19 protein-coding genes are annotated in these 22319 nt (G+C 57.6%); 13 read left to right on the forward strand and 6 right to left on the reverse strand.

Going from position 1 to position 22319, the window contains the following annotated elements:
• Position 1: 1 nt before the first annotated feature.
• Genes mreD through FPL19_RS01225 form a run of 3 tightly spaced genes read right to left on the reverse strand, consistent with a single transcriptional unit; the run spans position 2 to position 2414 of the window.
• The gene (gene mreD / locus FPL19_RS01215; RefSeq protein ID WP_150909829.1) at positions 2–478 is read right to left on the reverse strand and encodes a rod shape-determining protein MreD; all 477 of its coding nucleotides are present in this window, start codon (positions 476–478) and stop codon (positions 2–4) included.
• Positions 478–1362: a rod shape-determining protein MreC gene (gene mreC, locus FPL19_RS01220; RefSeq protein ID WP_225314247.1), complete on the reverse strand. Its 885-nt coding sequence runs from the start codon at positions 1360–1362 to the stop codon at positions 478–480. The genes mreD and mreC overlap by 1 nt, the downstream gene beginning before the upstream one ends.
• An 11-nt stretch (positions 1363–1373) precedes the next feature.
• On the reverse strand, positions 1374–2414 hold the full coding sequence (locus tag FPL19_RS01225) for a rod shape-determining protein (protein WP_150912353.1): 1041 nt from the start codon (positions 2412–2414) through the stop codon (positions 1374–1376).
• Positions 2415–2809: 395 nt separating this feature from the next.
• On the opposite strand from FPL19_RS01225, the gene gatC reads away from it, so the two are divergent.
• Genes gatC through gatB form a run of 3 tightly spaced genes read left to right on the forward strand, consistent with a single transcriptional unit; the run spans position 2810 to position 6050 of the window.
• A complete protein-coding gene (gene gatC / locus FPL19_RS01230) occupies positions 2810–3097 on the forward strand; it encodes an Asp-tRNA(Asn)/Glu-tRNA(Gln) amidotransferase subunit GatC (protein ID WP_150909831.1) in 288 nt (95 codons plus the stop codon).
• A gap of 20 nt (positions 3098–3117) precedes the next feature.
• Positions 3118–4575 (forward strand): Asp-tRNA(Asn)/Glu-tRNA(Gln) amidotransferase subunit GatA, encoded by a 1458-nt coding sequence (gatA, locus tag FPL19_RS01235; protein WP_150909833.1) that lies wholly within the window; start codon positions 3118–3120, stop codon positions 4573–4575.
• A gap of 23 nt (positions 4576–4598) precedes the next feature.
• Positions 4599–6050: an Asp-tRNA(Asn)/Glu-tRNA(Gln) amidotransferase subunit GatB gene (gene gatB, locus FPL19_RS01240; protein WP_150909835.1), complete on the forward strand. Its 1452-nt coding sequence runs from the start codon at positions 4599–4601 to the stop codon at positions 6048–6050.
• Positions 6051–6188: 138 nt separating this feature from the next.
• On the opposite strand, the gene rimO is transcribed toward gatB, so the two are convergent.
• Positions 6189–7532 (reverse strand): 30S ribosomal protein S12 methylthiotransferase RimO, encoded by a 1344-nt coding sequence (gene rimO / locus FPL19_RS01245; RefSeq protein ID WP_150909837.1) that lies wholly within the window; start codon positions 7530–7532, stop codon positions 6189–6191.
• 141 nt (positions 7533–7673) lie between these two features.
• Between rimO and FPL19_RS01250 the strand changes: the two genes are divergently transcribed.
• The 4 genes from FPL19_RS01250 (at position 7674) to FPL19_RS01265 (ending at position 11912) form a co-directional block, all read left to right on the forward strand.
• Positions 7674–8078 carry a PilZ domain-containing protein gene (locus FPL19_RS01250; RefSeq protein WP_225314248.1) on the forward strand — a complete coding sequence of 135 codons (405 nt, stop codon included), beginning with the start codon at positions 7674–7676 and terminating at the stop codon, positions 8076–8078.
• Between the two features lie 164 nt (positions 8079–8242).
• Entirely contained in the window at positions 8243–9151 is a 909-nt protein-coding gene (cysD, locus tag FPL19_RS01255; protein ID WP_150909838.1) for a sulfate adenylyltransferase subunit CysD, read from the forward strand.
• A 1-nt stretch (position 9152) separates the two neighbouring features.
• Positions 9153–10811, forward strand: a complete 1659-nt coding sequence (gene cysN / locus FPL19_RS01260) for a sulfate adenylyltransferase subunit CysN (RefSeq protein ID WP_150909840.1) — start codon at positions 9153–9155, stop codon at positions 10809–10811.
• An 81-nt stretch (positions 10812–10892) separates the two neighbouring features.
• On the forward strand, positions 10893–11912 hold the full coding sequence (locus FPL19_RS01265) for a nucleoid-associated protein (RefSeq protein ID WP_150909842.1): 1020 nt from the start codon (positions 10893–10895) through the stop codon (positions 11910–11912).
• Positions 11913–12062: 150 nt separating this feature from the next.
• Here the strand turns inward: FPL19_RS01265 and trmH are convergent, their stop codons facing one another.
• The gene (gene trmH, locus FPL19_RS01270; protein ID WP_150909844.1) at positions 12063–12800 is read right to left on the reverse strand and encodes a tRNA (guanosine(18)-2'-O)-methyltransferase TrmH; all 738 of its coding nucleotides are present in this window, start codon (positions 12798–12800) and stop codon (positions 12063–12065) included.
• A 354-nt stretch (positions 12801–13154) separates the two neighbouring features.
• Here trmH and miaB point away from each other — a divergent pair, with 354 nt between their 5' ends.
• From miaB to lnt, 5 genes are all read left to right on the forward strand, one after another.
• On the forward strand, positions 13155–14501 hold the full coding sequence (miaB, locus tag FPL19_RS01275) for a tRNA (N6-isopentenyl adenosine(37)-C2)-methylthiotransferase MiaB (RefSeq protein ID WP_150909845.1): 1347 nt from the start codon (positions 13155–13157) through the stop codon (positions 14499–14501).
• Positions 14502–15003: 502 nt separating this feature from the next.
• Positions 15004–15978 carry a PhoH family protein gene (locus tag FPL19_RS01280; protein WP_150909847.1) on the forward strand — a complete coding sequence of 325 codons (975 nt, stop codon included), beginning with the start codon at positions 15004–15006 and terminating at the stop codon, positions 15976–15978.
• Positions 15979–15983: 5 nt separating this feature from the next.
• On the forward strand, positions 15984–16469 hold the full coding sequence (gene ybeY, locus FPL19_RS01285; RefSeq protein ID WP_150909849.1) for an rRNA maturation RNase YbeY: 486 nt from the start codon (positions 15984–15986) through the stop codon (positions 16467–16469).
• Complete coding sequence (locus FPL19_RS01290; protein WP_150909851.1) at positions 16466–17317, forward strand: HlyC/CorC family transporter; 852 nt, start codon at positions 16466–16468, stop codon at positions 17315–17317. The genes ybeY and FPL19_RS01290 overlap by 4 nt, the downstream gene beginning before the upstream one ends.
• Positions 17307–18857, forward strand: a complete 1551-nt coding sequence (lnt, locus tag FPL19_RS01295) for an apolipoprotein N-acyltransferase (RefSeq protein WP_150909853.1) — start codon at positions 17307–17309, stop codon at positions 18855–18857. The genes FPL19_RS01290 and lnt overlap by 11 nt, the downstream gene beginning before the upstream one ends.
• 35 nt (positions 18858–18892) lie before the next feature.
• Here the strand turns inward: lnt and FPL19_RS01300 are convergent, their stop codons facing one another.
• The gene (locus FPL19_RS01300) at positions 18893–19444 is read right to left on the reverse strand and encodes a zinc ribbon-containing protein (RefSeq protein ID WP_150909855.1); all 552 of its coding nucleotides are present in this window, start codon (positions 19442–19444) and stop codon (positions 18893–18895) included.
• A 288-nt stretch (positions 19445–19732) separates the two neighbouring features.
• On the opposite strand from FPL19_RS01300, the gene leuS reads away from it, so the two are divergent.
• Entirely contained in the window at positions 19733–22318 is a 2586-nt protein-coding gene (leuS, locus tag FPL19_RS01305; RefSeq protein ID WP_150912355.1) for a leucine--tRNA ligase, read from the forward strand.
• Position 22319 lies beyond the last annotated feature (1 nt).

The following is a 22319-nucleotide window of genomic DNA, read 5'->3' on the forward strand; positions in this document are numbered from 1 at the left end:
CCTACCCCAGTTTCCGGTTAAGGTTGTCCAGCAGCAAACAGAGCAACGGCCACACCAGAGCACTGGTGACAGCAGGCCAGAGATAGGTGAAGCCGGAATCTTCCGCGCCCAGTGTCTGCTTTATGAAGTGCACTAACATCTGATTGATGCCCAACAGCAGAAACACCATCAGACACTGCTGGGGCAACGGATACATCCGCAGCCGTTGATGGACGGTCAGCACCAGAAATGCGATCAGTCCCATGGCCAGCGCGTTCACACCAAGGGGCGTCGCCTCCATCACGTCGAGAAGTAAACCCAGACACCAGGCCAGCAGAATGCCGAATTGGGCGGGAGCCCTGAAGGTCCAGTAAAACACGATCAGCCCCAGCCATTCCGGGCGAAATTCAAACCAGCCGACCGGAAACCATGAGCTGCTTAGAACCAGGGCGATGATGGCGCTGAAGATAAAGACGGGATAGCTGATGACCGATAGCATCAGGGTGCCTCCTCTTCAGCGACTGTGTCTGTTTCCACGTCTGCTTCTGCTTCAGAGACGGGCGAGAATACCACCAGCACCAGCCGGCTTCGATTCAGTTCGGCTTTCGGGCTGGCCTGGATCTCTACAAAGGGCTCTCCGGGCTTCTTGGTGACCGTCCGTACTTCCGCGACGGGATAGCCTTTGGGAAACCGCCCGCCCAGCCCGGAGCTGACGAGCAAATCGCCCTCACGAATATCCGCTGTGACCGGCACATGCACCAGTTCCAGAGTTTCAGATTCACCGGTTCCCAGCAGGACGCCGCGTAACCCATTACGGACAACCTCTACCGGTACCGCATGACTGCTGTCGGATACCAGCAAAACCCGAGACGTGAAACTGCTGGTCTGCTGCACCTGACCCATCAGTCCATTGGCATCCAGAACTGCCTGCCCGACCTCAACGCCGTCGCGACTGCCCTTGCTGATAACCACCTCATGGGAAAAGGGATCGGGAGAAACGGCCACCACTTCACCAACGATCACACGATCGTCCAGGGTTTCAGAGGAGTTCATCAGTTGTCGCAGTTCGTTGTTCTCCGAGGCAAGCGCTGCATACTTGAGTGCACGCCGCTCAAGAATTAAAAGCCGGGCCTTGAGGGCTTCATTCTGTTCCAGAAGGTCATCGCGGGGGGTGAAGAGGCTGGACACCCAGTCGCTGAAGCGGCCAGGCGCGTTGCCGAGCCAGTGCACCGGTGCCAGACCGGTGCCAATGGCACTGCGAACGTCAGTTAACTGATTGAAGCGTGCGTCGGCAACAATCAAGGCTACCGACAGCACGAAAACAAGGATCAGGCGAAATCCGGGAACTGGGCCCTGAACAAAGATGGTTTTAATGGCGAACACTCCCCACGGGTTTAACCCTCCTGGGAGAACATTCCGATCCCGCTGCGATCAATCACTTCTAACGCCTTGCCACCGCCGCGGGCCACGCAGGTCAGCGGATCTTCGGCGATGATCACAGGCAATCCTGTTTCTTCGCTGATCAGCTTGTCCAGGCCGCGAAGCAACGCACCACCGCCGGTCAGAACAATACCGCGCTCGGCGATGTCCGATGCCAGTTCAGGGGGCGACTGCTCCAGAGCGCTTTTGACCGTCTGTACGATCTGCGCCAGGGATTCCTGAAGGGCATCGAGAATCTCTTCGCTGTTCAGGGTGAACGCGCGAGGTACGCCCTCGGCCAGATTACGTCCGCGAACGTCGATCTCGCGGATTTCCAGGCCTTCGTAGGCGCAGCCGATCTCATGCTTGATGCGTTCGGCGGTGGAATCGCCGATCAGGCTGCCGTAGTTGCGACGGACGTAGGTCACAATGGCTTCGTCGAATTTGTCGCCGCCTGTGCGGACGGATTCGGCGTAGACAATGCCGTTCAACGAGATGATGGCGATTTCGGTGGTGCCGCCACCGATGTCGACGATCATGGAGCCGCTGGCTTCTTCAACCGGCAGACCGGCGCCGATAGCGGCTGCCATGGGCTCTTCAATCAGGAAAACTTCCCGCGCGCCGGCGCCAAGGGCCGATTCGCGAATGGCCTTGCGCTCAACCTGGGTGGATTTGCTGGGTACGCAAACCAGTACCCGGGGGCTGGGGGTAATGAAGCTGTTTTCGTGCACCTTATGGATGAAGTGCTGCAGCATTTTTTCCGTGACCACAAAATCGGCGATAACGCCGTCTTTCATCGGGCGGATGGCGGTAATATTGCCGGGGGTACGGCCCAGCATGCGTTTGGCTTCGGCGCCGACGGCGGCCACCATTTTCTGGGAGCCGTTGGTGCGGATGGCTACAACGGAGGGTTCGTTGAGGACGATCCCACGCTCACGCACATAAATAAGGGTGTTGGCGGTGCCCAGGTCGATGGACAGGTCGCTTGAAAATAAGCCTCGGAGTCTTTTGATCAACATTCGTGTAGTTTCAACCTGAGAGTTGCAGTCCGGAAAAGATGCCGCAACTTTAGCAGTGAGCACCCCCTCAGGCAAGGCACCATATGGGCTCTGGAGCGGCCTTTCTCGCTTTTCTTCAGTGTTTTGGCCCCTCCCGCGATTGTTCGAATCTGTTACCATTGTTGCTTTATTTTTGTGGCCTCGGCGGAGGGCCGTCCAGAGGCAGGCTCTCAAAACATGCTCAAGCACATCCTTGTGGCGCTTGGGCTCCGCCATCCGTGGCTCCGCAAAGTGTTGCGTGCCTGCCTCCGGATGGCCCCGGTAACTGCGAGTCGTCTATCAATCTGGGCGGGCTTGTGGTTAACAAACCGTATGGTTAAAGACATTTCACATACATTTCTGGGAGACAATTCGTGACCATTTCCCGCAAGGACATTGAAAAAGTCGCCGTGCTCGCCCGCATCCGCGTGGACGACGAGCAGGTGTCGGCTCTGGAGAAGGATCTGGGCAATATCCTGGATCTGGTGGATCAGCTCGGTGCCGCCGATACCGATTCGGTGCAGCCTATGGCTCACCCACTGGATGCGGTTCAGCGCCTGCGGGCCGATGAGGTGACCGAAACCAATCAACGGGAAAGCTTTCAGGCGATCGCCCCGGCCACCGAAAACGGGCTGTATCTTGTGCCCCGCGTCATAGAGTGAACTGAGTGAAAGGACCCAACATGCATAACAAATCCGTCGCAGAGCTTTCCCGGGAACTGGACAGCGGCCAGGTTTCAAGCGTGGAGCTGACCCAGCAGTTTCTCGACCGCATCAAGCAGGAAGACAGTAAGTACAACAGCTTTATTACCGTCACCGACGAGCAGGCGCTGGCCGATGCCAGGGCGGCCGATAAGCAGCGGGCAGCCGGCAATGCCACGCCCTGGACCGGGGTGCCGTTTGCCCACAAGGATATTTTCTGTACCAACGGCGTCCTGACCAGCTGTGGTTCGAAGATGCTGGCCAACTTTGTGCCGCCCTATGACGCGACGGTCACGGCGAATTTTCGCCAGGCCGGCGCGGTTTGCCTCGGCAAGACCAACATGGATGAGTTCGCCATGGGGTCGTCTACCGAATCGAGCTACTACGGGGCGACCACCAACCCCTGGGGACTGAGCCAGGGTGATAAACGGGTGCCCGGCGGGTCTTCCGGCGGCTCTGCGGCGGCGGTTGCGGCGCGCCTGGTGCCGGCGGCGACCGCTACCGATACCGGCGGCTCCATTCGCCAGCCGGCTGCGCTATGCGGTGTAACCGGGCTGAAGCCGACCTATGGACGGGTTTCCCGGTACGGCATGATTGCCTTTGCTTCCAGCCTGGACCAGGGCGGCACCATGGCCCGCACGGCGGAAGATAACGCGCTGATGCTGAACGTGATGGCGGGCTTTGATCCGAAGGACTCCACGTCCATTGACCGGGAGGTGCCGGATTACACCGCCACGCTGAACGAGCCTTTGAAAGGCCTGAAGATTGGTTTGCCGAAGGAGTACTTCAGTGAACAGCTGAGCCCGGCGATGGAGCAGCAGGTTCGTAACGCCGTAAAGGAATATGAAAAGCTGGGGGCCACGGTGAAAGAGGTGTCCCTGCCCAATGCAAAACTGGCGATCGCCGCCTACTACGTGATTGCACCGGCGGAAGCGTCTGCCAACCTGTCCCGTTTTGACGGTGTCCGTTACGGCTATCGCTGTGAAGACCCGAAGGATCTGCTGGATCTGTACACGCGCACACGGGCCGAGGGCTTCGGCGCGGAAGTGAAGCGACGGATTCTGGTCGGCACTTACGCCCTGTCCGCCGGGTATTTCGATGCCTATTATCTCAAGGCCCAGAAAGTACGGCGGCTAATCCAGCAGGACTTCATCAATGCCTTCAAGGAAGTGGACGTGCTGATGAGCCCGACCACCCCCTCCCCGGCCTTTATTCAGGGTGAGAAGACCGACGACCCGGTCACCATGTACCTGGAAGACGTTTTCACCATTGCCATCAACCTGGCAGGCATTCCGGCCATTTCGGTACCGGCGGGCTTCGTAGATGGTCTTCCGGTGGGGCTGCAGATTATCGGGGATTATTTCTCCGAAGCCCGTTTGCTGAATGCCGCCCATCAATTCCAGCAGGTGACCGACTGGCACCAGCGTGAACCGCAATAAGCCCGATACAGGAGAGCAACTATATGCAGTGGGACATTGTGATCGGGCTGGAAATTCACGTTCAGCTCGCCACCAAAACCAAGATTTTTTCCGGCTCCAGCACCGCTTACGGCGCCGAGCCCAACACCCAGGCCAACGCGGTTGATCTGGCCATGCCCGGCACCCTGCCCGTGCCCAACGAGCAGGCGTTTCGCTATGCGGTGATGTTCGGCCTGGCAGTGAATGCCGAGATCGAGCGCCGCTCGGCGTTTGAACGGAAGAACTACTTCTATCCGGATCTACCCAAAGGCTATCAGACCACCCAGCTCGAACGGCCTATTGTTGGCCCAGGGTATGTGGACATTGATCTGACCAATGGTGAAACCAAGCGGGTTCGTATTCACCACGCTCACCTTGAGGAAGATGCGGGCAAATCCCTGCACGAGGATTTCCACGGCATGACCGGCGTGGACTTGAACCGGGCCGGTACCCCACTGATCGAGGTGGTCACCGAGCCGGATATGAGCAACGCAGAAGAAGCCGTGGCCTTCGCCAAGAAGCTGCACGGTATTGTCACCTCCCTCGGCATCTGCGATGGCGATATGTCCCAGGGTTCCATGCGCTTCGACGTCAACATTTCCCTGAAGCCCAAAGGCAAGGCCGAACTCGGTACGCGTACCGAAACCAAGAACCTGAACTCCTTCCGGTTCATGGAACAGGCCATCGCCCATGAAGTCGAGCGGCAGATGGACATCCTGGAAGACGGCGGCACCATTGTGCAAGAAACCCGCCTGTACAACGGCGACCGGGATGAATCCCGTTCCATGCGCACCAAGGAAGAAGCCAATGACTACAGGTACTTCCCCTGCCCGGACCTGCTACCCGTCGAGATCGACCAGTCATTCATCAACGAAGCCCGCGACAGCCTCCCTGAACTGCCGGATGCCCGTAAGGCCAGGTTCATGGATCAGTACGGACTGAATGACTATGACGCTGGCCTGCTGTCGAGCGATTCAAAACTTGCCACTTTCTTTGAAGCCGTGGCAGAGCGCGGAAAAGATGCCAAGCTGGCCTCCAACTGGGTACAGGGCGAATTCTCGGCGCGGCTGAATGCGGAAGAAAAGTCCGTCGCTGACTCGCCGATCTCCGGCGCACAGCTGGGCGACCTGGTGGTCCGCATTGCCGATAACACGATTTCCTCTGCCGGCGCCAAGAAGGTGTTCGAAGCACTCTGGACCGGTGAAAACGACGATGTGGATGCCATCATCGACGCCCAGGGCCTGAAACAGGTATCTGACACCGGTGCTCTGGAAGCCATGGTCGACGAGGTTCTGGCCGACATGCCGGATCAGGTGGCCCAATACCAGAACGAGGTAGACCCTAAGAAACGCAAGAAGATGCTGGGTGGCTTTATGGGGCCATTGATGAAGGCCTCGAAGGGCCAGGGCAATCCGAAGCTGTTTAATGAGATTCTTGTTCGGAAGCTTGGGGGGTAATCCTTGGGCTATGGGCGGTGGCTTATTGCTGCCGCCCTAGCCTGCCCGGGTTTGGAGTTAACGGCATGAGGCTGGAAGGGGGTATCCGCCAATGCCTTTTCCCGCAACAACCAGGCTAGGACCCAAGCTCGAAATCAATCAAACCAGCCGGCCCCATAGATCATGCTCATCCGCATGCTCAACCACGGCCTGTACTATCTGCCCCGGCTTAAGGCCCGTCTCGTCATTCAGGTAAACCATGCCGTCGATCTCCGGCGCATCCGCCTTGGAGCGGCCGATGGCGCCTTCCTCGTCAACTTCGTCGATCAGCACATCGATGGTCTGGCCGATTTTCGCTTGCAATCGTGCGGCTGAGATCTGGGCCTGCTTTTCCATGAATCGGGCCAAACGCTCTTCCTTTATATCTTCCGGAACAGCACCTTCGATCTCGTTTGCCTTTGCGCCTTCTACCGCGCTGTACTTGAAAGCCCCAACCCGATCCAGTTGCGCCTCATCCAGCCAGTCCAGCAAATACTGGAAGTCCTCTTCGGTTTCACCCGGGAAGCCGACAATAAAGGTAGAACGAATGGTCAGCTCCGGGCAGATTTCCCGCCACTTGCGGATGCGATCCAGGGTTTTGCTGTCGTGGGCCGGGCGCTTCATGGCTTTGAGCACTTTCGGACTGGCGTGCTGGAACGGGATATCCAGGTAAGGCAGGATTTTTCCTTGCGCCATCAGCGGAATCACATCATCCACATGGGGATAGGGGTAGACATAGTGCAAGCGCACCCAGACCCCCAGTTCCCCCAGCGCCTCACACAGAGACTGCATTTTCGTTTTCAGCGGGCGCCCCTGCCAGAAGCCGGTGCGGTATTTGAGGTCCACACCGTAGGCCGAGGTGTCCTGTGAAATCACCAGTAGCTCTTTTACTCCAGCGTCTACCAACCTCTTTGCCTCGTCCATCACGTCGCCGATGGGCCGACTCACCAGGTCGCCGCGCATGGAGGGGATGATGCAGAAGGTACAGCGGTGGTTGCAGCCCTCGGAGATTTTCAGATACGCGTAGTGCCTGGGCGTCAGCTTGATGCCCTGAGGTGGAACCAGATCGGTGAATGGGTCGTGTTGTTTTTTCTGGGGCACGAACTGGTGTACGGCACCAACCACCTCTTCATAGGCATGGGGGCCGGACACGGCCAGCACGCCTGGGTGGGTCTCGCGGATCTTGTCTGCCTCGACGCCCATGCAGCCGGTAACGATAACCTTGCCGTTCTCGCTGATGGCCTCGCCGATGGCGTCCAGGGATTCCTGCTTGGCGGCGTCGATAAAGCCACAGGTGTTGACCACAACAATGTCTGCATCGTTGTAGCTCGGCACTACCTCGTAACCGTCCATACGGAGCTGAGTCAGGATCCGCTCTGAATCCACCAGCGCTTTCGGACAGCCCAGACTGATGAAGCCGACTCTACCGGCGCCCTGTTCGATGGATAATGTTTTATCTGTCATTAAACGGACCTCTGTTTCATTTCTATGACACACCGCTCACAAATCGGAGAGAAGATTATGGTGCTATTAGCGTCATAACTTGCTGGTCACTTACTAAACAACTAGACTTTCAGGAAGTTAAGCCATCAGTTTAAAGAAGCGATGATCAAAAACCTTGTGGTAAAACCCAACCTTCGCAACCAGCAGCGCGTTGATGTTGCAACCGAAGTAAAGATAGAGAAGCCGGATGGTAGTTCTCTGGTCTGCTCGGTGTCCAACATTTCGCGAACCGGGTTGATGATTTCCTGCGGGCAGGAAGAAGTCAGGGCGCTGATTCCAAATCAGCAAACGCCTGCTCCGGGAACCTGGATCGAGGTCACAGCTTCGTTTTCAGTGCCCGTTGTTGCCAGCCAGCCGGTTTCAGTCCTCGCCCACGGCCACATTGTCTACATGCGACGGATTTCCAGAAACGAATTCCAGATTGGTGTCCAGTTTGCCGAATTTGACGGCAACGGATTCGAATACGTGAACAACTACGTCAGCAAACTGCTGGCCAACGCCGAGTAAGTCTCCGAAAGCAGCATTCACCGTGCCTGCCGCTATATTGTTATAGCATCAAACTCTAGCTGCCCGCCTTCTTATGCCAGTGTCTGTTCTGGTATCATCTGCGCTTTCACACGCCATGCCCTGATCGAGAAACCCCTGGGCAAGACACGCGGTAACAGGACACGATGACCACATACAACCTGACGCATCTCAAACAGCTGGAAGCTGAAAGCATCCACATCATCCGGGAAGTCGCAGCCGAGTTCGACAATCCGGTCATGCTTTATTCCATCGGGAAAGACTCTGCGGTGATGCTGCACCTTGCCCGTAAGGCTTTCCACCCGGGCAAGCTGCCCTTTCCGCTACTGCACGTGGATACCACCTGGAAGTTTAGGGAAATGATTGAGTTCCGGGATCGTAAGGCAAAGGAATACGGTCTCGACCTGATCGTGCACAAAAATGAAGACGGCATTGCGCAGGGCATCGGCCCGTTTACCCATGGCAGCGCCAAGCATACCGACATCATGAAAACCCAGGCACTGAAACAGGCTCTGGACAAGTACAAGTTTGATGCGGCCTTCGGCGGGGCGCGCCGGGATGAAGAAAAATCCCGCGCCAAGGAACGCGTCTATTCCTTCCGTGACGAGTACCACCGCTGGGACCCGAAGAATCAGCGTCCCGAGCTGTGGAACATCTACAACGGCAAGATCAACAAGGGCGAGAGCATTCGTGTGTTCCCGCTGTCCAACTGGACCGAGCTGGATATCTGGCAGTACATCTATCTGGAAAACATCGAGATCGTTCCGCTGTATTACTCGGCCAAGCGCCCCGTGGTTGAGCGCGACGGCACGCTGATTATGGTGGACGACGATCGGATGCCCCTGAAGGAAGGCGAGACGCCCGAGATGAAATCCATCCGTTTCCGCACCCTGGGCTGCTACCCACTGACCGGCGCCATTGAATCCGAGGCAGACACCCTGCCGGAGATCATCCAGGAAATGCTGCTGGCGACCAGCTCCGAACGTCAGGGCCGTGTGATTGACCACGATTCGGCCGGCTCCATGGAACAGAAAAAGCGGGAAGGGTACTTCTAAGATGGCACACCAGTCCGACCTTATTGCAGAAGACATTCAGGCGTACCTGAAGCAACATGAGAACAAGGAACTGCTGCGCCTGCTGACCTGCGGCAGCGTTGATGACGGCAAAAGCACCCTGATTGGCCGGCTCCTGCACGACACCAAGATGATCTACGAAGATCACATGGCGAGCCTGAAAAGCGACAGCGCCAAAATGGGCACCACTGGTGAAAAACTGGATCTGGCCCTGCTGGTCGATGGCCTTCAGGCAGAGCGTGAGCAAGGCATCACCATCGACGTGGCCTACCGCTTCTTCTCCACCGACAAGCGCAAGTTCATCATTGCAGACACCCCGGGCCATGAGCAGTACACCCGCAACATGGCAACAGGTGCATCTACCGCTCAGGTAGCGATTCTGATGATCGATGCCCGCTATGGCGTTCTGACCCAGACCCGCCGCCACTCCTACATCGCTTCCCTGCTGGGGATTCGCCATGTGGTGGTTGCGGTGAACAAAATGGACCTGGTGGATTTCAGCGAAGAACGGTTCAACGAAATCAAGGACGACTATCTGGCCTTTGCTAACCAGCTCGGACTCAAGGATATCCGTTTTGTGCCGCTGTCGGCGCTAGAAGGCGACAATGTAGTCAACCGCAGCGAGAATACCCCCTGGTTCGACGGCCAACCGCTGATGGAGATTCTGGAAACCGTCCAGGTGTCTCACGACAAGAATCTGGAGCACTTCCGCTTCCCGGTTCAGTATGTGAACCGTCCGAACCTGAACTTCCGTGGTTTCTGCGGCACGGTTGCCTCCGGTGTGATTCGCCCGGGCGAGAAGGTCATGGCCCTGCCCTCGCGTAAAACCAGTACCATCAAGGAGATTGTGACTTTTGATGGCAACCTTGATGAAGCCTATATCGATCAGGCGGTCACCCTGACCCTGAGCGATGAGATCGACGTCAGCCGCGGCGATATGCTGGTCAAAGCCGAGGATGAGCCGGAAGTGGGCAACCGTTTTCTCGCCAACATCGTGTGGATGACCGACGCCCCGCTGGAAACCGGCCGGCTTTACGACATCAAGCTGGGTCCGACTTTCTCATCCGCTACGGTGAAAAAGATCCAGCACCAGACCGACGTCAACACGCTGGAAAAGAGGGCAAACCCAACCGAGCTGAACCTCAACGAGATCGGCCTGTGTGAGCTGACCCTGAGCCAACCCATCGCCTTCGACCCCTATCCGAACAACCACGTGACCGGCAGCTTCATTGTCATTGACCGCCTGAGTAACGTGACCATTGGCGCAGGCATGATCGCTGGCACGGCTGGCACGGTCGAGTCGCTTGATCCAGTCAGCACCGAGGAGCGTCAGCGCCGCCTGGCCCAGAAACCGGCCATCATAGCCTGTAATGGCAAGCAGGCACCGGCTCTTGCGCTGGCTCTTGAGCGCGCACTCTTCGATCAGGGCAAGACTTCGGTTGTGCTCAGTGAAGACAACTCCGGCGATGCTGACGACCGTCGCCGGGCGGCACAGGTGATTTCCGCCCACGGGCTGATTGCCATTGCCGTGAACCTGGGAGCCGATGTTGCCTCGGCGTCAATCGCTGCTGAAAGCAGCGAAGAGATCCCGGAAGCCGTCAACAAGCTGGTTCAGGATCTGGTGCGCAACAAGCGTATCTGATGCTGCAGCAGTACTGAAACCTGGCCCCGCGAGCCGCCTGGCTCCGGGGCCTTGTTCGTTCTACGTTCAGGAAGCACCAATATGGCCATTAAACATCTGCGCGTTGCCTTTGCCTCCCAGTTCCAGCCCGGCAGTCCGGCCCGTCTGATCGAGGGCGAGCCTCTCAGCGAACCCGGCGGGGATTACGAGGGCCTGCAGAAGCAGATGAAGCGGCTGTTCAACAGCAAGCCCGGCAAGAAATACGGTCGTTTTTCCGACGATACCGGAGAATCCCCTTTCAGTGCGTGGTTGAAAGACTATCTGGAAGACCGCCAGAGCTTTGCGTCGCTGACCGACCGACTGTTCAAACAATGGCAGGACCTGCTGACCGGAAGCCAGGAGGAGCATCAGGGGCATCTGATGCTGGTGCACGAAGCCCTGGCGGATTCAGAGGTTATCTATCTGCTGATCATCGAAAGCGACAGCGCACTGCGCTTTGACGGCCAGCAGGCGCTGGATACCACCGACGTGCTCAGTCTGTCCCGCCTGAACCTGGCGGTGCGCATTGAGATCGACGACTGGAAAAGCGACCAGGGCAGCGAAAACTACCTGACGCTGGTTCATGCCAGAGGCACGGGGGAAACCGGCGATCATTTCATCCGCCTGTGCGGGTTTACCAACCAGGTGGATGTGGAAAAGGAAACCCTGACCTTCCTGGACGCAGTCGAGGCTTTTGCCAAATCCTCTGAGCCGGAAAAAGCCGGCGAGGTTCGCAACAAGGCCTATGAATTCTGCAAGGAGCAGCATGCGCTGGGCGAGCCGGTGGAAATCGAGGCGTTGTCGGGCTATCTGGACGAGGACCAGCCCCAGCGTTTCAAGCAGTTTGCCAGTGAGACCGCCGAGATTCCGGAAAGCGGCGTGTTGCATCCGGACCATCGCAAGGTGAAGAAGCTCGTGCGCATTGCGGGCTCCGGTGGTGGCATGAGCGTGTCGTTTTCATCGGACCTGGTGAATCAGGCGATCTACTATGACCGGGACAATGATGCTTTGACCATTACCCGGCTGCCCAAAGCTCTGCGGGAGCAGTTGCAACGGTATCTTGAGGGGCGGGAGGAGTCCTGATCCTCTGGACCTGCTATCTGAGGGGGCTGCCCGCGCCGCCGTTAAGTCTTTTTTTTCGGAAAAAGAACTCGCTTCGCTCAGACACCTTTGCTCCTGCAGAAAAGACTGAACCGCGTCCCGGGCGATCAGGCTTTTAGGATACTTCCAGTGTTACTGATTGGCGGCTTGATCGCGCGCCATTGCTCTGGCCCGCTTTTTCTCGACTCTTAGTTTTCTCACTTCTTTCATCCAGCCTACTCCGTCTACCAGTTCGCCGGTTTCCGGGTCGATTGGCGGGTATGGCAGATCTCGGTCGTCGCAGTATCGTTTGACGACGGGCTGGCACCAGCGGAACAGCAGGCGGTTGTATTCGTCGTCCGGCAGTCGGCGGTAATCGTAAAGCCCGGCCAGCTTTCTTTGCCGCTGGGCTTCCGACAGGATAATGGCGCACGCCGCCGATACGTTCAGTGATTCCACCATGCCCATCATCGGGATCACGATGTGCTCGTCGGCTTCGGCGGCCGCGTCCTCGCTGACGCCGTCCACCTCATTTCCCAGAATCACCGTGCAGGGCACGGTGAAATCCGCCTCTCGGAAATCGATCGCCCGGTCGGATAGCTGTGCTGCATATAGCTTATGACCCTGACCTTTCAGGCTGGCAGTTGCATCTTCCATCGTGCGGTGGGTGTGGGTGGTGATCCAGTTGTAGCTGCCACCGGCGGTCTTTCTGAACGCCCGGAAACCTTCTTTTGGCCAGACCACGTGCATATTGGCCAGGCCGAAGGCGTCGCAGGAGCGGATGATGGCCGAAAGGTTTCTTGGTTTATGGACCTGGTCGGTGAGCACGCTGAGGTCTGGTTGTCGAGTATCAAGGGTTTGTTTGATTCGGGCGAGGCGTTCGGGAGTCATTGTTTTGTTTGAATCTGGTTGTCGGATTTCGGCTGCGCCTAATCCGACCTACGTGGGACGGCTTGGCACTTAAATTGGGGAAGCGGTTGGGGCGGGGCTTTCCAAAAAACGCCCGTGAATACTTCCCTGTAGGGCTCGATCGCGCCATCCCTGGCGCTCAACGTTTTTGGAAAGCCCCGCCCCAACCGCTTCTACTCCCAAGTTTACCTGAGAAATAATACCACAGCCGATTTAGAGGATTGCCGATACAGAGGTGGTTGCGGATTGATCACCCCGTTATAATGCGCAGTTCCATTTTGATCAGAGCGCCGCTATCCTCTGGCGCCCGACATGCACCGAGACACGTTGAGACCCATGGCCAAGAAGCTGTACATCAAGACCCACGGCTGCCAGATGAACGAGTACGACTCATCCAGAATGGCGGACCTTCTGCGCACCGGCGAAACCGTTGAAATGACCGACACGCCAGACGACGCAGACATCCTGCTTCTGAACACCTGTTCCATCCGGGAAAAGGCCCAGGAAAAGGTGTTCCACCAGCTTGGTCGCTGGAAAGGTCTCAAGGCCAAGAAACCGGACCTGATTATCGGCGTGGGCGGCTGCGTCGCCAGCCAGGAAGGCCAGGCCATCATTGACCGCGCGCCCTACGTGGACATGGTCTTCGGCCCCCAGACCCTGCACCGGCTGCCGGACATGATTACCGAGATCCGCGCCAAGGGTAACGGCGTGGGCGTGGTGGATGTCAGCTTTCCGGAAATCGAGAAGTTCGACAACCTGCCCGACCCCGGCGCCGATGGCCCTTCGGCCTTCGTCTCCATCATGGAAGGCTGCAGCAAATACTGCACGTTCTGCGTGGTGCCCTACACCCGTGGCGAGGAAGTCAGCCGTCCGGTGGACGATGTGATCGCGGAAGTGGCGCATCTGGCGGGCCAGGGCGTGCGGGAAGTTAACCTGCTGGGCCAGAATGTGAACGCCTATCGCGGCGAAACGCACGATGGCGATGTTATGGACATGGCCGAACTGGTCACGTTGATTGCCACCATCGACGGTATCGATCGCATCCGGTACACGACCTCCCATCCGGTGGAATTCTCGGATTCTTTGATCGCCGCCTATGAGCAGGTTCCGGAGCTGGTCAGCCATCTGCACCTGCCGGTACAGAGCGGCTCCGACCGGATTCTGGCGGCCATGAAACGCGGGCACACTGCGCTGGAGTACAAATCCAAACTTCGCCGCTTACGCAAGATCCGCCCGGACATCAGCTTTTCCTCGGATTTCATCATCGGCTTCCCGGGTGAAACGGAGAAGGACTTTGAAGACACCATGAAGCTGATCAACGATATCGGCTTCGACGTATCCTTCAGTTTCATCTACAGCTCTCGGCCTGGCACTCCTGCAGCGGATTTGCCGGACGATACGCCCATGGACGTCAAGAAGAAGCGGTTGAGCATCCTGCAGGAGCGTATCAACCAGCAGGCGATGGATATCAGCCGCAAGATGGTGGGCACGACCCAGCGTATTCTGGTGACTGGCCTGTCCAAGAAGGACCCTGGCGAGTATGCAGGCCGCACTGAGAACAACCGCATTGTGAACTTCCGGCATGAGAATCCAGAGGTGGTTGGTAATTTTATTGATGTGGAGATTAAAGAGGCGCTTCCTAATTCTTTGCGCGGGGTACCCGTTAGCTCGGAGATGTTTTAGGGTTGAGACAGTATGGGTCCGAGGTTTGGTGGCTGGCGAGTGGTGAGGATGTCCTCCCAAAAAACGCTACGAGCACATCCATGTGCGCTTGGGCTCCGCCATCCATGGCTCCGCACATTTTTGGGAGGACATCCCCACCACTCTCCGAGAACCCTTTCCGTGTCTGCAGTCCAACGGAGTAAACGTAGGTTGGATAAAGCGAAGCGCAATCCAACATTGGCGACCTGGTGCAAATGTTCGGACAGCCTGTCGGATTACGACTTCGTCTAATCCGATCTACTTGCAATCAAGCAGGCGAGCCTAAACATAGTTAGAACAGGGCGCTGGCCGGGGATAGCTTCCAAAAACGTCGAGCGCCATGGATGGCGCGATCGAGCCCTACAGGGAAGTATTCACGGGCGTTTTTTGGAAGCTATCCCCGGCCAGCGACCATTAGCACCAAACATGAAATGCTCACTCCCGATACAACACACAGTGAGCAGAACCGAAGCATGGAGACTGTTTGAAAACCAACGATTCCAGACAATTTGATTTACACCCGGTGGACCAAGACCGCCTGGCGGCGCTTTGTGGGCAGTTTGATGAGCATCTGAAGCACATTGAGCGGCGTATGAGCGTTCGTGTGGGGCGCCGTGGACACCACTTCCGCGTGGAAGGCGAAACAGAGCATGTGGCCGCGGCCACCGAGGTTATCCGGCACCTGTATCGGGAAACCGAGGCTACCAATGATATTTCGCCGGATACCGTGCATCTGTTTATCCGGGAGACGGGTTTTGAACGACTTCCGGACGATGTGCCCTTTGACGGCGCGGTAACCGTGATCAAGACGCCAAAACTTCAGGCCAAGCCCAGGGGCGAAAATCAGCAGAAGTACGTCCATAACATCCGCACCCACGATGTGAATTTCGGCATTGGTCCCGCCGGTACCGGCAAGACCTGGCTGGCAGTGGCCTGTGCGGTGGAAGCACTGAAGGATGAGCAGGTCAAGCGCATTCTGCTGGTGCGTCCGGCCGTTGAGGCGGGTGAAAAGCTCGGGTTCCTGCCCGGCGACCTGGCCCAGAAGGTCGACCCCTACCTGCGTCCACTCTATGACGCACTCTATGAAATGCTGGGCTTTGACCACGTCACCCGGCTGATCGAGAAGAGCGTGATCGAGATTGCGCCGCTGGCGTTCATGCGGGGTCGCACGCTCAACAATTCGTTTATTATTCTGGACGAGAGCCAGAACACCACCCGGGAGCAGATGAAAATGTTCCTGACCCGGATCGGTTTCGGGTCTACCGCGGTGATTACCGGCGACACTACCCAGGTCGACCTGCCCCGTGGGCAGAACTCCGGGCTGATTCATGCCGCCACCGTGCTTGGCGATGTGGCCGGCATTGGCTTTACCCGGTTTGAGTCCCGGGATGTGGTTCGCCATCCGCTGGTGCAACGAATTGTCGAGGCCTACGATATTTTTGACGGCGGGGGCGCCTGATTCCCGTGGTCAGTCTGACGGTCGATATTCAGCGGGCGCTGGAGTCCGGCGACACTCCCACGGACGAGCAGTTCGAAACCTGGGCGGGCACCGCCTGGCTCGGGGATGAGGACTCCGAGGTGACGGTTCGCCTTGTCGACACCGACGAAAGCGCCAGCCTGAACAGCCAGTATCGCGACAAAACCGGCCCAACCAACGTGCTGTCCTTCCCATTTGAGGCGCCAGCCGGTATAACGGTCCCGTTAGCCGGTGATTTGATCATCTGTGCGCCCGTGGTCGAGCGGGAGGCCCGCGAGCAGCGGAAAACTCCCACGGCACACTGGGCCCACATGGTGGTGCATGGAATGCTGCACCTTCAGGGCTATGACCATATTAAAGATGACGAGGCCGAGGCCATGGAAGCCCTCGAAATCCGGTTGCTGGCGCAGCTCGGTTTCTGCAATCCTTACGACACTCTTGATGACATTGGGGAAACGGAAAAAGACGCATGAGCGACGATCAGTCGAGTCGCAGTCAGGGCAACAGTAAGTCTTGGCTGGAACGTATATCACAGGCCTTCTCCAGCGGGCCTGAGTCCGTCGAGGACGTGCTGGAAATCCTGCGTGACGCCGAGTCGGAAAACATCATCGACGCCGACGCCATGAGCATCATTGAAGGCGCCATGCAGGTTATCGACATGCGGGTGGATGAAATTATGATCCCCCGCTCCCAGATGGTGACGGTGAAAGCCTCCCAGGAGCCGAAAGAATTCCTGCCAGAGGTTATCAGTGCTGCTCACAGCCGCTACCCGGTCATTGGGGACAGCCAGGACGACGTTATAGGTATTCTGCTGGCCAAGGATCTTTTGCCACTGGCGCTGAATAACGACCTGAACTGGAACCGTATCCGCGAAATCCTGCGCCCGCCCACCTTTGTTCCTGAAAGCAAACGGCTGAACCAGCTGCTCAAGGAATTCAAGGAAACCCGCAACCACATGGCGATTGTGGTGGACGAGTACGGTGGCACCGCCGGACTGATCACCATTGAGGATGTGCTGGAACAGATCGTTGGCGAAATCGAGGACGAGCACGATTTCGACGAGGAAACCCACATCAAGGCCCGCAGCGATGGCACCTATGCCGTTAAAGCCGTGACGCCTGTCGACGACTTCAATGAGTTTTTCGAGACCGAGCTTGATGAAGAGGAGTTCGACACTATCGGTGGCGTGGTTCTGAAGGAATTCGGCCACCTGCCCCGTCGGGGTGAAACAGTGGAGTGCCAGGGGCTGGAGTTCACCATTGCCAATGCCGACAACCGGGTAATTCGCCTGCTTCAGGTCTCGCGCAGCAATGAGCAATAGCCCCCGGGCAACCGCTCTGCCGTTCCCCCTGCTTCAACAACACTGGCTGCACTTTGGGCTGCTGGTGGTTGCAGGTGCGCTGCAGACACTGACCTTTTCGCCTTTCAATCTCTGGTGGCTGGGGCCGGTCTCGATTGCTCTGATACTACTTGGCAGCCTGCCATTGCCCTCGGAGAAGCTGTTCCGCGCAGGCTGGTTTGCCGGCATCGGACTGTTTGGCTCGGGCGCCAGTTGGGTTTATGTCAGTATCAGTGAACATGGCAACACCTCTGCGCTGCTGGCCGTTATTCTTACCGTTATTTTTGTTGCCGGCCTTGCGCTCTTTCATGGGCTGGCATTCTGGGCCTGGGGCAAACTGTCCCGGAAAAGCGCCATCCGGCGCCTGATCCTGTTCCCTGCGGTCTGGATACTGGGAGACTGGGTGCGCGGCTGGCTGCTGACAGGATTTCCCTGGCTTTACCTCGGCACCGCCCACGTGGATGGCCCCCTGGCCGGATTTGCGCCATTGATTGGGGTTTACGGTCTGACCTTCTGGGTCACCGTCACGGGCTGTGCCGTGATCGCCTGCTGGTGGCTGATGCGCAACCTGCGTTACGCCAGCGCCGGCATTGTGGCCGCACTGGCCCTCCTGCCCTGGGTCACCGGCCCCGCCGTCAACAACGTCAACTGGACCAGTCTGAACGAAGAACCCGTCCGTTTTGCTGCCATGCAGGGCAACATCCCCCAGCAGATTAAGTGGGATCCGGATTTCCTGCGGGACCAGATTGTAGCCTACCTGGAAATGACCGAGGGTGAATGGGACACTGACCTGATCCTGTGGCCGGAGACCGCTATCCCCATTCCCCAGGACCAGGCCGGCGCGATTATCGACGCGATCAAAGACAAGCTTGCCCCAAAGAGTACCCTGATCACCGGCATCCCCTGGTACGGCTTCAGCGACAGAGTCGAAGACTTCACGTTTCATAACAGCATCATGGCTATCGGCAACGGGGATGGCATCTACCACAAGCAGAAGCTGGTGCCCTTCGGCGAATACGTGCCCCTGGAGCAGTGGCTCCGTGGACTGATCGGCTTTTTTGATTTGCCTATGTCCAGCTTCAGCCGCGGGCCGTCAGACCAGGGACCGCTGACAGCCAATGACATCAGAATCATGCCTTTTGTCTGTTACGAGGTGGCCTATCCGGACTTCGTGGCCTTCAATGCCTACAACACCGGCGTGCTCTTGACTGTCAGTAACGACGGCTGGTTCGGGGATTCCATCGGCCCGCTTCAGCACCTGCAGATTGCGCGAATGCGGGCACTGGAAACTGGTCGGTATATGCTTCGGGGCACCAACAATGGTGTCACAGCGATCATCGATGAGAAGGGCCAGATTTCAGAACAAATTCCCCGGTTCGAACGTGCGGTAATGACCGGTGAGTTCTTTCCGGCAACCGGCAGCACGCCCTTTATGCTGTCTGGCTCCTGGCCGGTACTGACACTGGCGATCATTCTTATTGTGTTTGTCCGGGAACGAGTAATCCCCAAAATCAACCGGTAGGTTGGATTACGACTTCGTCTTATCCGACCTACCTGTTACTCCGATTTCCTGGGCCAGCGACTGGTCACACGTTCGTAATAGTGGGAGTCACAGGCGTCACAGGGTTCCAGATGGCTGGTCGCGGTCAGGCAGCGCATATGGCCGCAGTTCAGGCATCGGAACATGCCGGCTGTGGCCACCTCACCACTGATGTACTGGCTTGGCTCCTTGTTCTCCAGCTTCTGACTAAGCTCGAGCGTGTCCAACCTGGTCTTGTCAGCAACTGAAAACAGCACGTTTGCCAGCTGGTGCTCCAGCAGGGAAATGTCCAGTTGCAGCCACTCACTCAGGCCTTCCCCGGTTTCCTCCACAAAGTGAAGCAAATGCTCCAGATCCCGTTGCAGGTAGGCGCCCAACAGATCAGCTTCCTCACGGGTCATCTCGGCCAGGTCGTACTCGAACTCCACAGCCCGCTCAATCTCTTCTTGCAAAGTATCGCGGGTGGTTTCCTCCATCTCACTAAGCCGTGACTGAACCCGTTCCAGCATGCGGTCATAGGCTTCAAGTGCTTTGCCTGAAAGATGATTTCTTTCCTGATCCGTCGCCATAACTGCTCTCCCCTCTGGAGTACGGGGCAACTGGGCCTGGCTGATCAGGGCACGCTGTAAATACATCCATGTACGCTTGACAAAAACATCCGTGTTTTTGACATCCCTGATCAGCCAGACCCACTCGCCCCTATTTCGATCTTGATAGTCAGCCTGCGCAAGCCTTTACCGTAAGTCTGGCACAGTATGCAAGATTTGGCAGACTACCTGTAAAGCCCCGTGTGCGTTAGAATGATCGGCCTTTTCGCACATCCTATTTTTGACAGGGTAACTTTGGTAATGGCAGGAATGGACCAGCAATATAATCCCAGCGATGTTGAACGCAACGCCCAGAAATACTGGGAAGAGAACGACACGTTTACGGTCAGGGAAGAACCCGGCAAGCCCAAATACTACTGCCTGTCCATGTTCCCCTACCCTAGTGGCAAACTGCACATGGGGCACGTGCGCAACTACACCATCGGCGACGTGATTTCCCGCTATCAGCGCATGCAGGGCAAGAACGTGATGCAGCCCATGGGCTGGGACGCGTTTGGGCTGCCGGCTGAGAATGCCGCCATTGCCAACAAGACGGCGCCCGCCAAGTGGACTCACGCCAACATCGCCTACATGAAGAACCAACTCAAACAGCTGGGTTTCGGCTACGACTGGCACCGCGAGCTGGCCACCTGCAAGCCGGACTACTACCGCTGGGAACAGTGGTTCTTTGCACGGCTGTACGAGAAAGGCCTGGTCTATAAGAAGATGTCCACCGTCAACTGGGACCCGGTCGACCAGACTGTGCTCGCGAACGAACAGGTAGTCGACGGCCGCGGCTGGCGCTCAGGCGCGCTGGTTGAACAGAAGAAGATTCCCCAGTGGTTTATCCGCATCACCGACTACGCTGAAGAACTGCTCAACGACCTGGACCAGCTTGAAGACTGGCCGGAGCAGGTCAAGACCATGCAGCGGAACTGGATTGGCAAGTCCATCGGCACCGAGCTGACCTTTCAGATGAAGGACGGCAGCGATCCGCTGGAGGTGTACACCACCCGTCCGGATACGCTGATGGGCGTGACTTACATGGCGGTCTCCACTGAACATCCCATTGCCCGAAAAGCAGCCGAGCACTACCGGGAAGTGTCGGAATTTGCGGAGCAGTGCCGCAACAGCAAGACGGCCGAGGCGGACCTGGCGGTCATGGAAAAGAAAGGCATTGATACCGGGTTCAAGGCCATTCACCCGCTGACCCACGAGGAAATTCCGGTCTACGTGGCCAACTTCGTTCTGACCGATTACGGCACGGGTGCGCTGATGGCGGTGCCCGGCCACGACGAGCGAGACCACGAATTTGCCGTGAAGTACCGGCTGCCGGTCAAGCAGGTTATTGCGCCAGGTGATGGCCGCGAAATCGACGTTCAGGAACAGGCCTTCACCGAGAAAGGCATTCTGGTGTCCTCCGGCAAGTACAACGGCCTGACCAGTGAAGAGGCTTTCAATGCCATTGCCGATTACCTGGAAGAGACCGGCATTGGCAAGCGCACGGTGAATTACCGCCTGCGGGACTGGGGCGTTTCCCGCCAGCGTTACTGGGGTGCACCAATCCCCATGATGACCATGGAAGACGGTACCGAACGCCCGGTTCCTGATGACCAGTTGCCGGTCAAACTGCCGGAAGATGTGGAAATGGACGGCGTACAGTCACCCATCAAAGCCGATCCCGAGTGGGCCAAAACCAGTTTTGAAGGCCAGCCTGCCACACTGGAAACGGACACCTTCGACACCTTCATGGAGTCGTCCTGGTATTACGCCCGCTTCTGCAGTCCCAACTATGACAAGGGCATGCTGGACCCGGCTGCGGCCAACTACTGGCTGCCGGTAGACCAGTACATCGGCGGCATCGAACACGCCATTCTGCACCTGCTCTACGCCCGCTTTTTCCACAAGCTGCTGCGGGATGTGGGGCTTGTAAACAGCTCAGAGCCCTTCAACCGGCTGCTTTGCCAGGGCATGGTGCTGGCAGAAACCTATTACCGGGAAGATGATGCCGGTAAGAAGACCTGGATTTCACCGGCCGATATCGTGACCGAAAGGGACGACAAGGGCCAGGTCATCAGCACAGTACACAAAGACGACGGCCAGCCGGTGATCGCCGGTGGCGTCACCAAAATGTCCAAGTCCAAGAACAACGGTATCGACCCCCAGGCCATCATTGATGAGCATGGCGCCGATACCGTGCGTCTGTTCATGATGTTTGCCGCACCACCGGAACAATCCCTGGAATGGTCCGACAGTGGCGTTGAAGGCGCTCACCGCTTCCTCAAGCGCCTTTGGCGGATGGTGTCGGAACATGTAGCCGAAGGGCAAGCCCCCGGCCTGAACACCGCTGACCTTACCGATGGCCAGAAGAATCTGCGGCGCAAGACCCACGAAACCATTGCCAAGGTGAGTGACGACATCAGCCGCCGCCTGACTTTCAATACGTCCATAGCCGCGGTGATGGAGCTACTCAACGAAACCGCAAAACTGACGGACGATGAGCCACAAAGCCGCGCGGTGCGCCAGGAAGCGCTGGATTCAGCGGTGACCATGCTGTCGCCGATCGTACCCCATATCTGTCACCAGTTGTGGCAGGCGCTCGGCCACCAGGGACCCGTGGTTGATGCGCCCTGGCCTGTGGCCGACAAGGGCGCGATGGTGCGTAGCGAAATACAGGTGGTGCTTCAGGTTAACGGTAAGGTTCGAGCCAAAGCGGACGTTCCTGCCGACATTGACAAGAGCAGCCTGGAGACACTGGCCCTGGCCAATGAAAACGTGGTCCGGTTTACCGAGGGAAAAACCGTGCGCAAGGTGATTGTGGTGCCGGGCAAACTGGTCAACGTGGTCGCCAACTGAT

The sequence above is a fragment of the Marinobacter halotolerans genome (assembly GCF_008795985.1).
Classification (GTDB): domain Bacteria; phylum Pseudomonadota; class Gammaproteobacteria; order Pseudomonadales; family Oleiphilaceae; genus Marinobacter; species Marinobacter halotolerans.

What these genes read in the sequence shown, in the direction of transcription:
- mreD (WP_150909829.1), bottom strand. Translation starts at nt 478, where the DNA reads ATGCTATCGGTCATCAGCTATCCCGTCTTTATCTTCAGCGCCATCATC.
- gatA (WP_150909833.1), top strand. Translation starts at nt 3,118, where the DNA reads ATGCATAACAAATCCGTCGCAGAGCTTTCCCGGGAACTGGACAGCGGC.
- gatB (WP_150909835.1), top strand. Translation starts at nt 4,599, where the DNA reads ATGCAGTGGGACATTGTGATCGGGCTGGAAATTCACGTTCAGCTCGCC.
- rimO (WP_150909837.1), bottom strand. Translation starts at nt 7,532, where the DNA reads ATGACAGATAAAACATTATCCATCGAACAGGGCGCCGGTAGAGTCGGC.
- FPL19_RS01250 (WP_225314248.1), top strand. Translation starts at nt 7,674, where the DNA reads ATGATCAAAAACCTTGTGGTAAAACCCAACCTTCGCAACCAGCAGCGC.
- cysD (WP_150909838.1), top strand. Translation starts at nt 8,243, where the DNA reads ATGACCACATACAACCTGACGCATCTCAAACAGCTGGAAGCTGAAAGC.
- cysN (WP_150909840.1), top strand. Translation starts at nt 9,153, where the DNA reads ATGGCACACCAGTCCGACCTTATTGCAGAAGACATTCAGGCGTACCTG.
- FPL19_RS01265 (WP_150909842.1), top strand. Translation starts at nt 10,893, where the DNA reads ATGGCCATTAAACATCTGCGCGTTGCCTTTGCCTCCCAGTTCCAGCCC.
- trmH (WP_150909844.1), bottom strand. Translation starts at nt 12,800, where the DNA reads ATGACTCCCGAACGCCTCGCCCGAATCAAACAAACCCTTGATACTCGA.
- miaB (WP_150909845.1), top strand. Translation starts at nt 13,155, where the DNA reads ATGGCCAAGAAGCTGTACATCAAGACCCACGGCTGCCAGATGAACGAG.
- FPL19_RS01290 (WP_150909851.1), top strand. Translation starts at nt 16,466, where the DNA reads ATGAGCGACGATCAGTCGAGTCGCAGTCAGGGCAACAGTAAGTCTTGG.
- lnt (WP_150909853.1), top strand. Translation starts at nt 17,307, where the DNA reads ATGAGCAATAGCCCCCGGGCAACCGCTCTGCCGTTCCCCCTGCTTCAA.
- FPL19_RS01300 (WP_150909855.1), bottom strand. Translation starts at nt 19,444, where the DNA reads ATGGCGACGGATCAGGAAAGAAATCATCTTTCAGGCAAAGCACTTGAA.
- leuS (WP_150912355.1), top strand. Translation starts at nt 19,733, where the DNA reads ATGGACCAGCAATATAATCCCAGCGATGTTGAACGCAACGCCCAGAAA.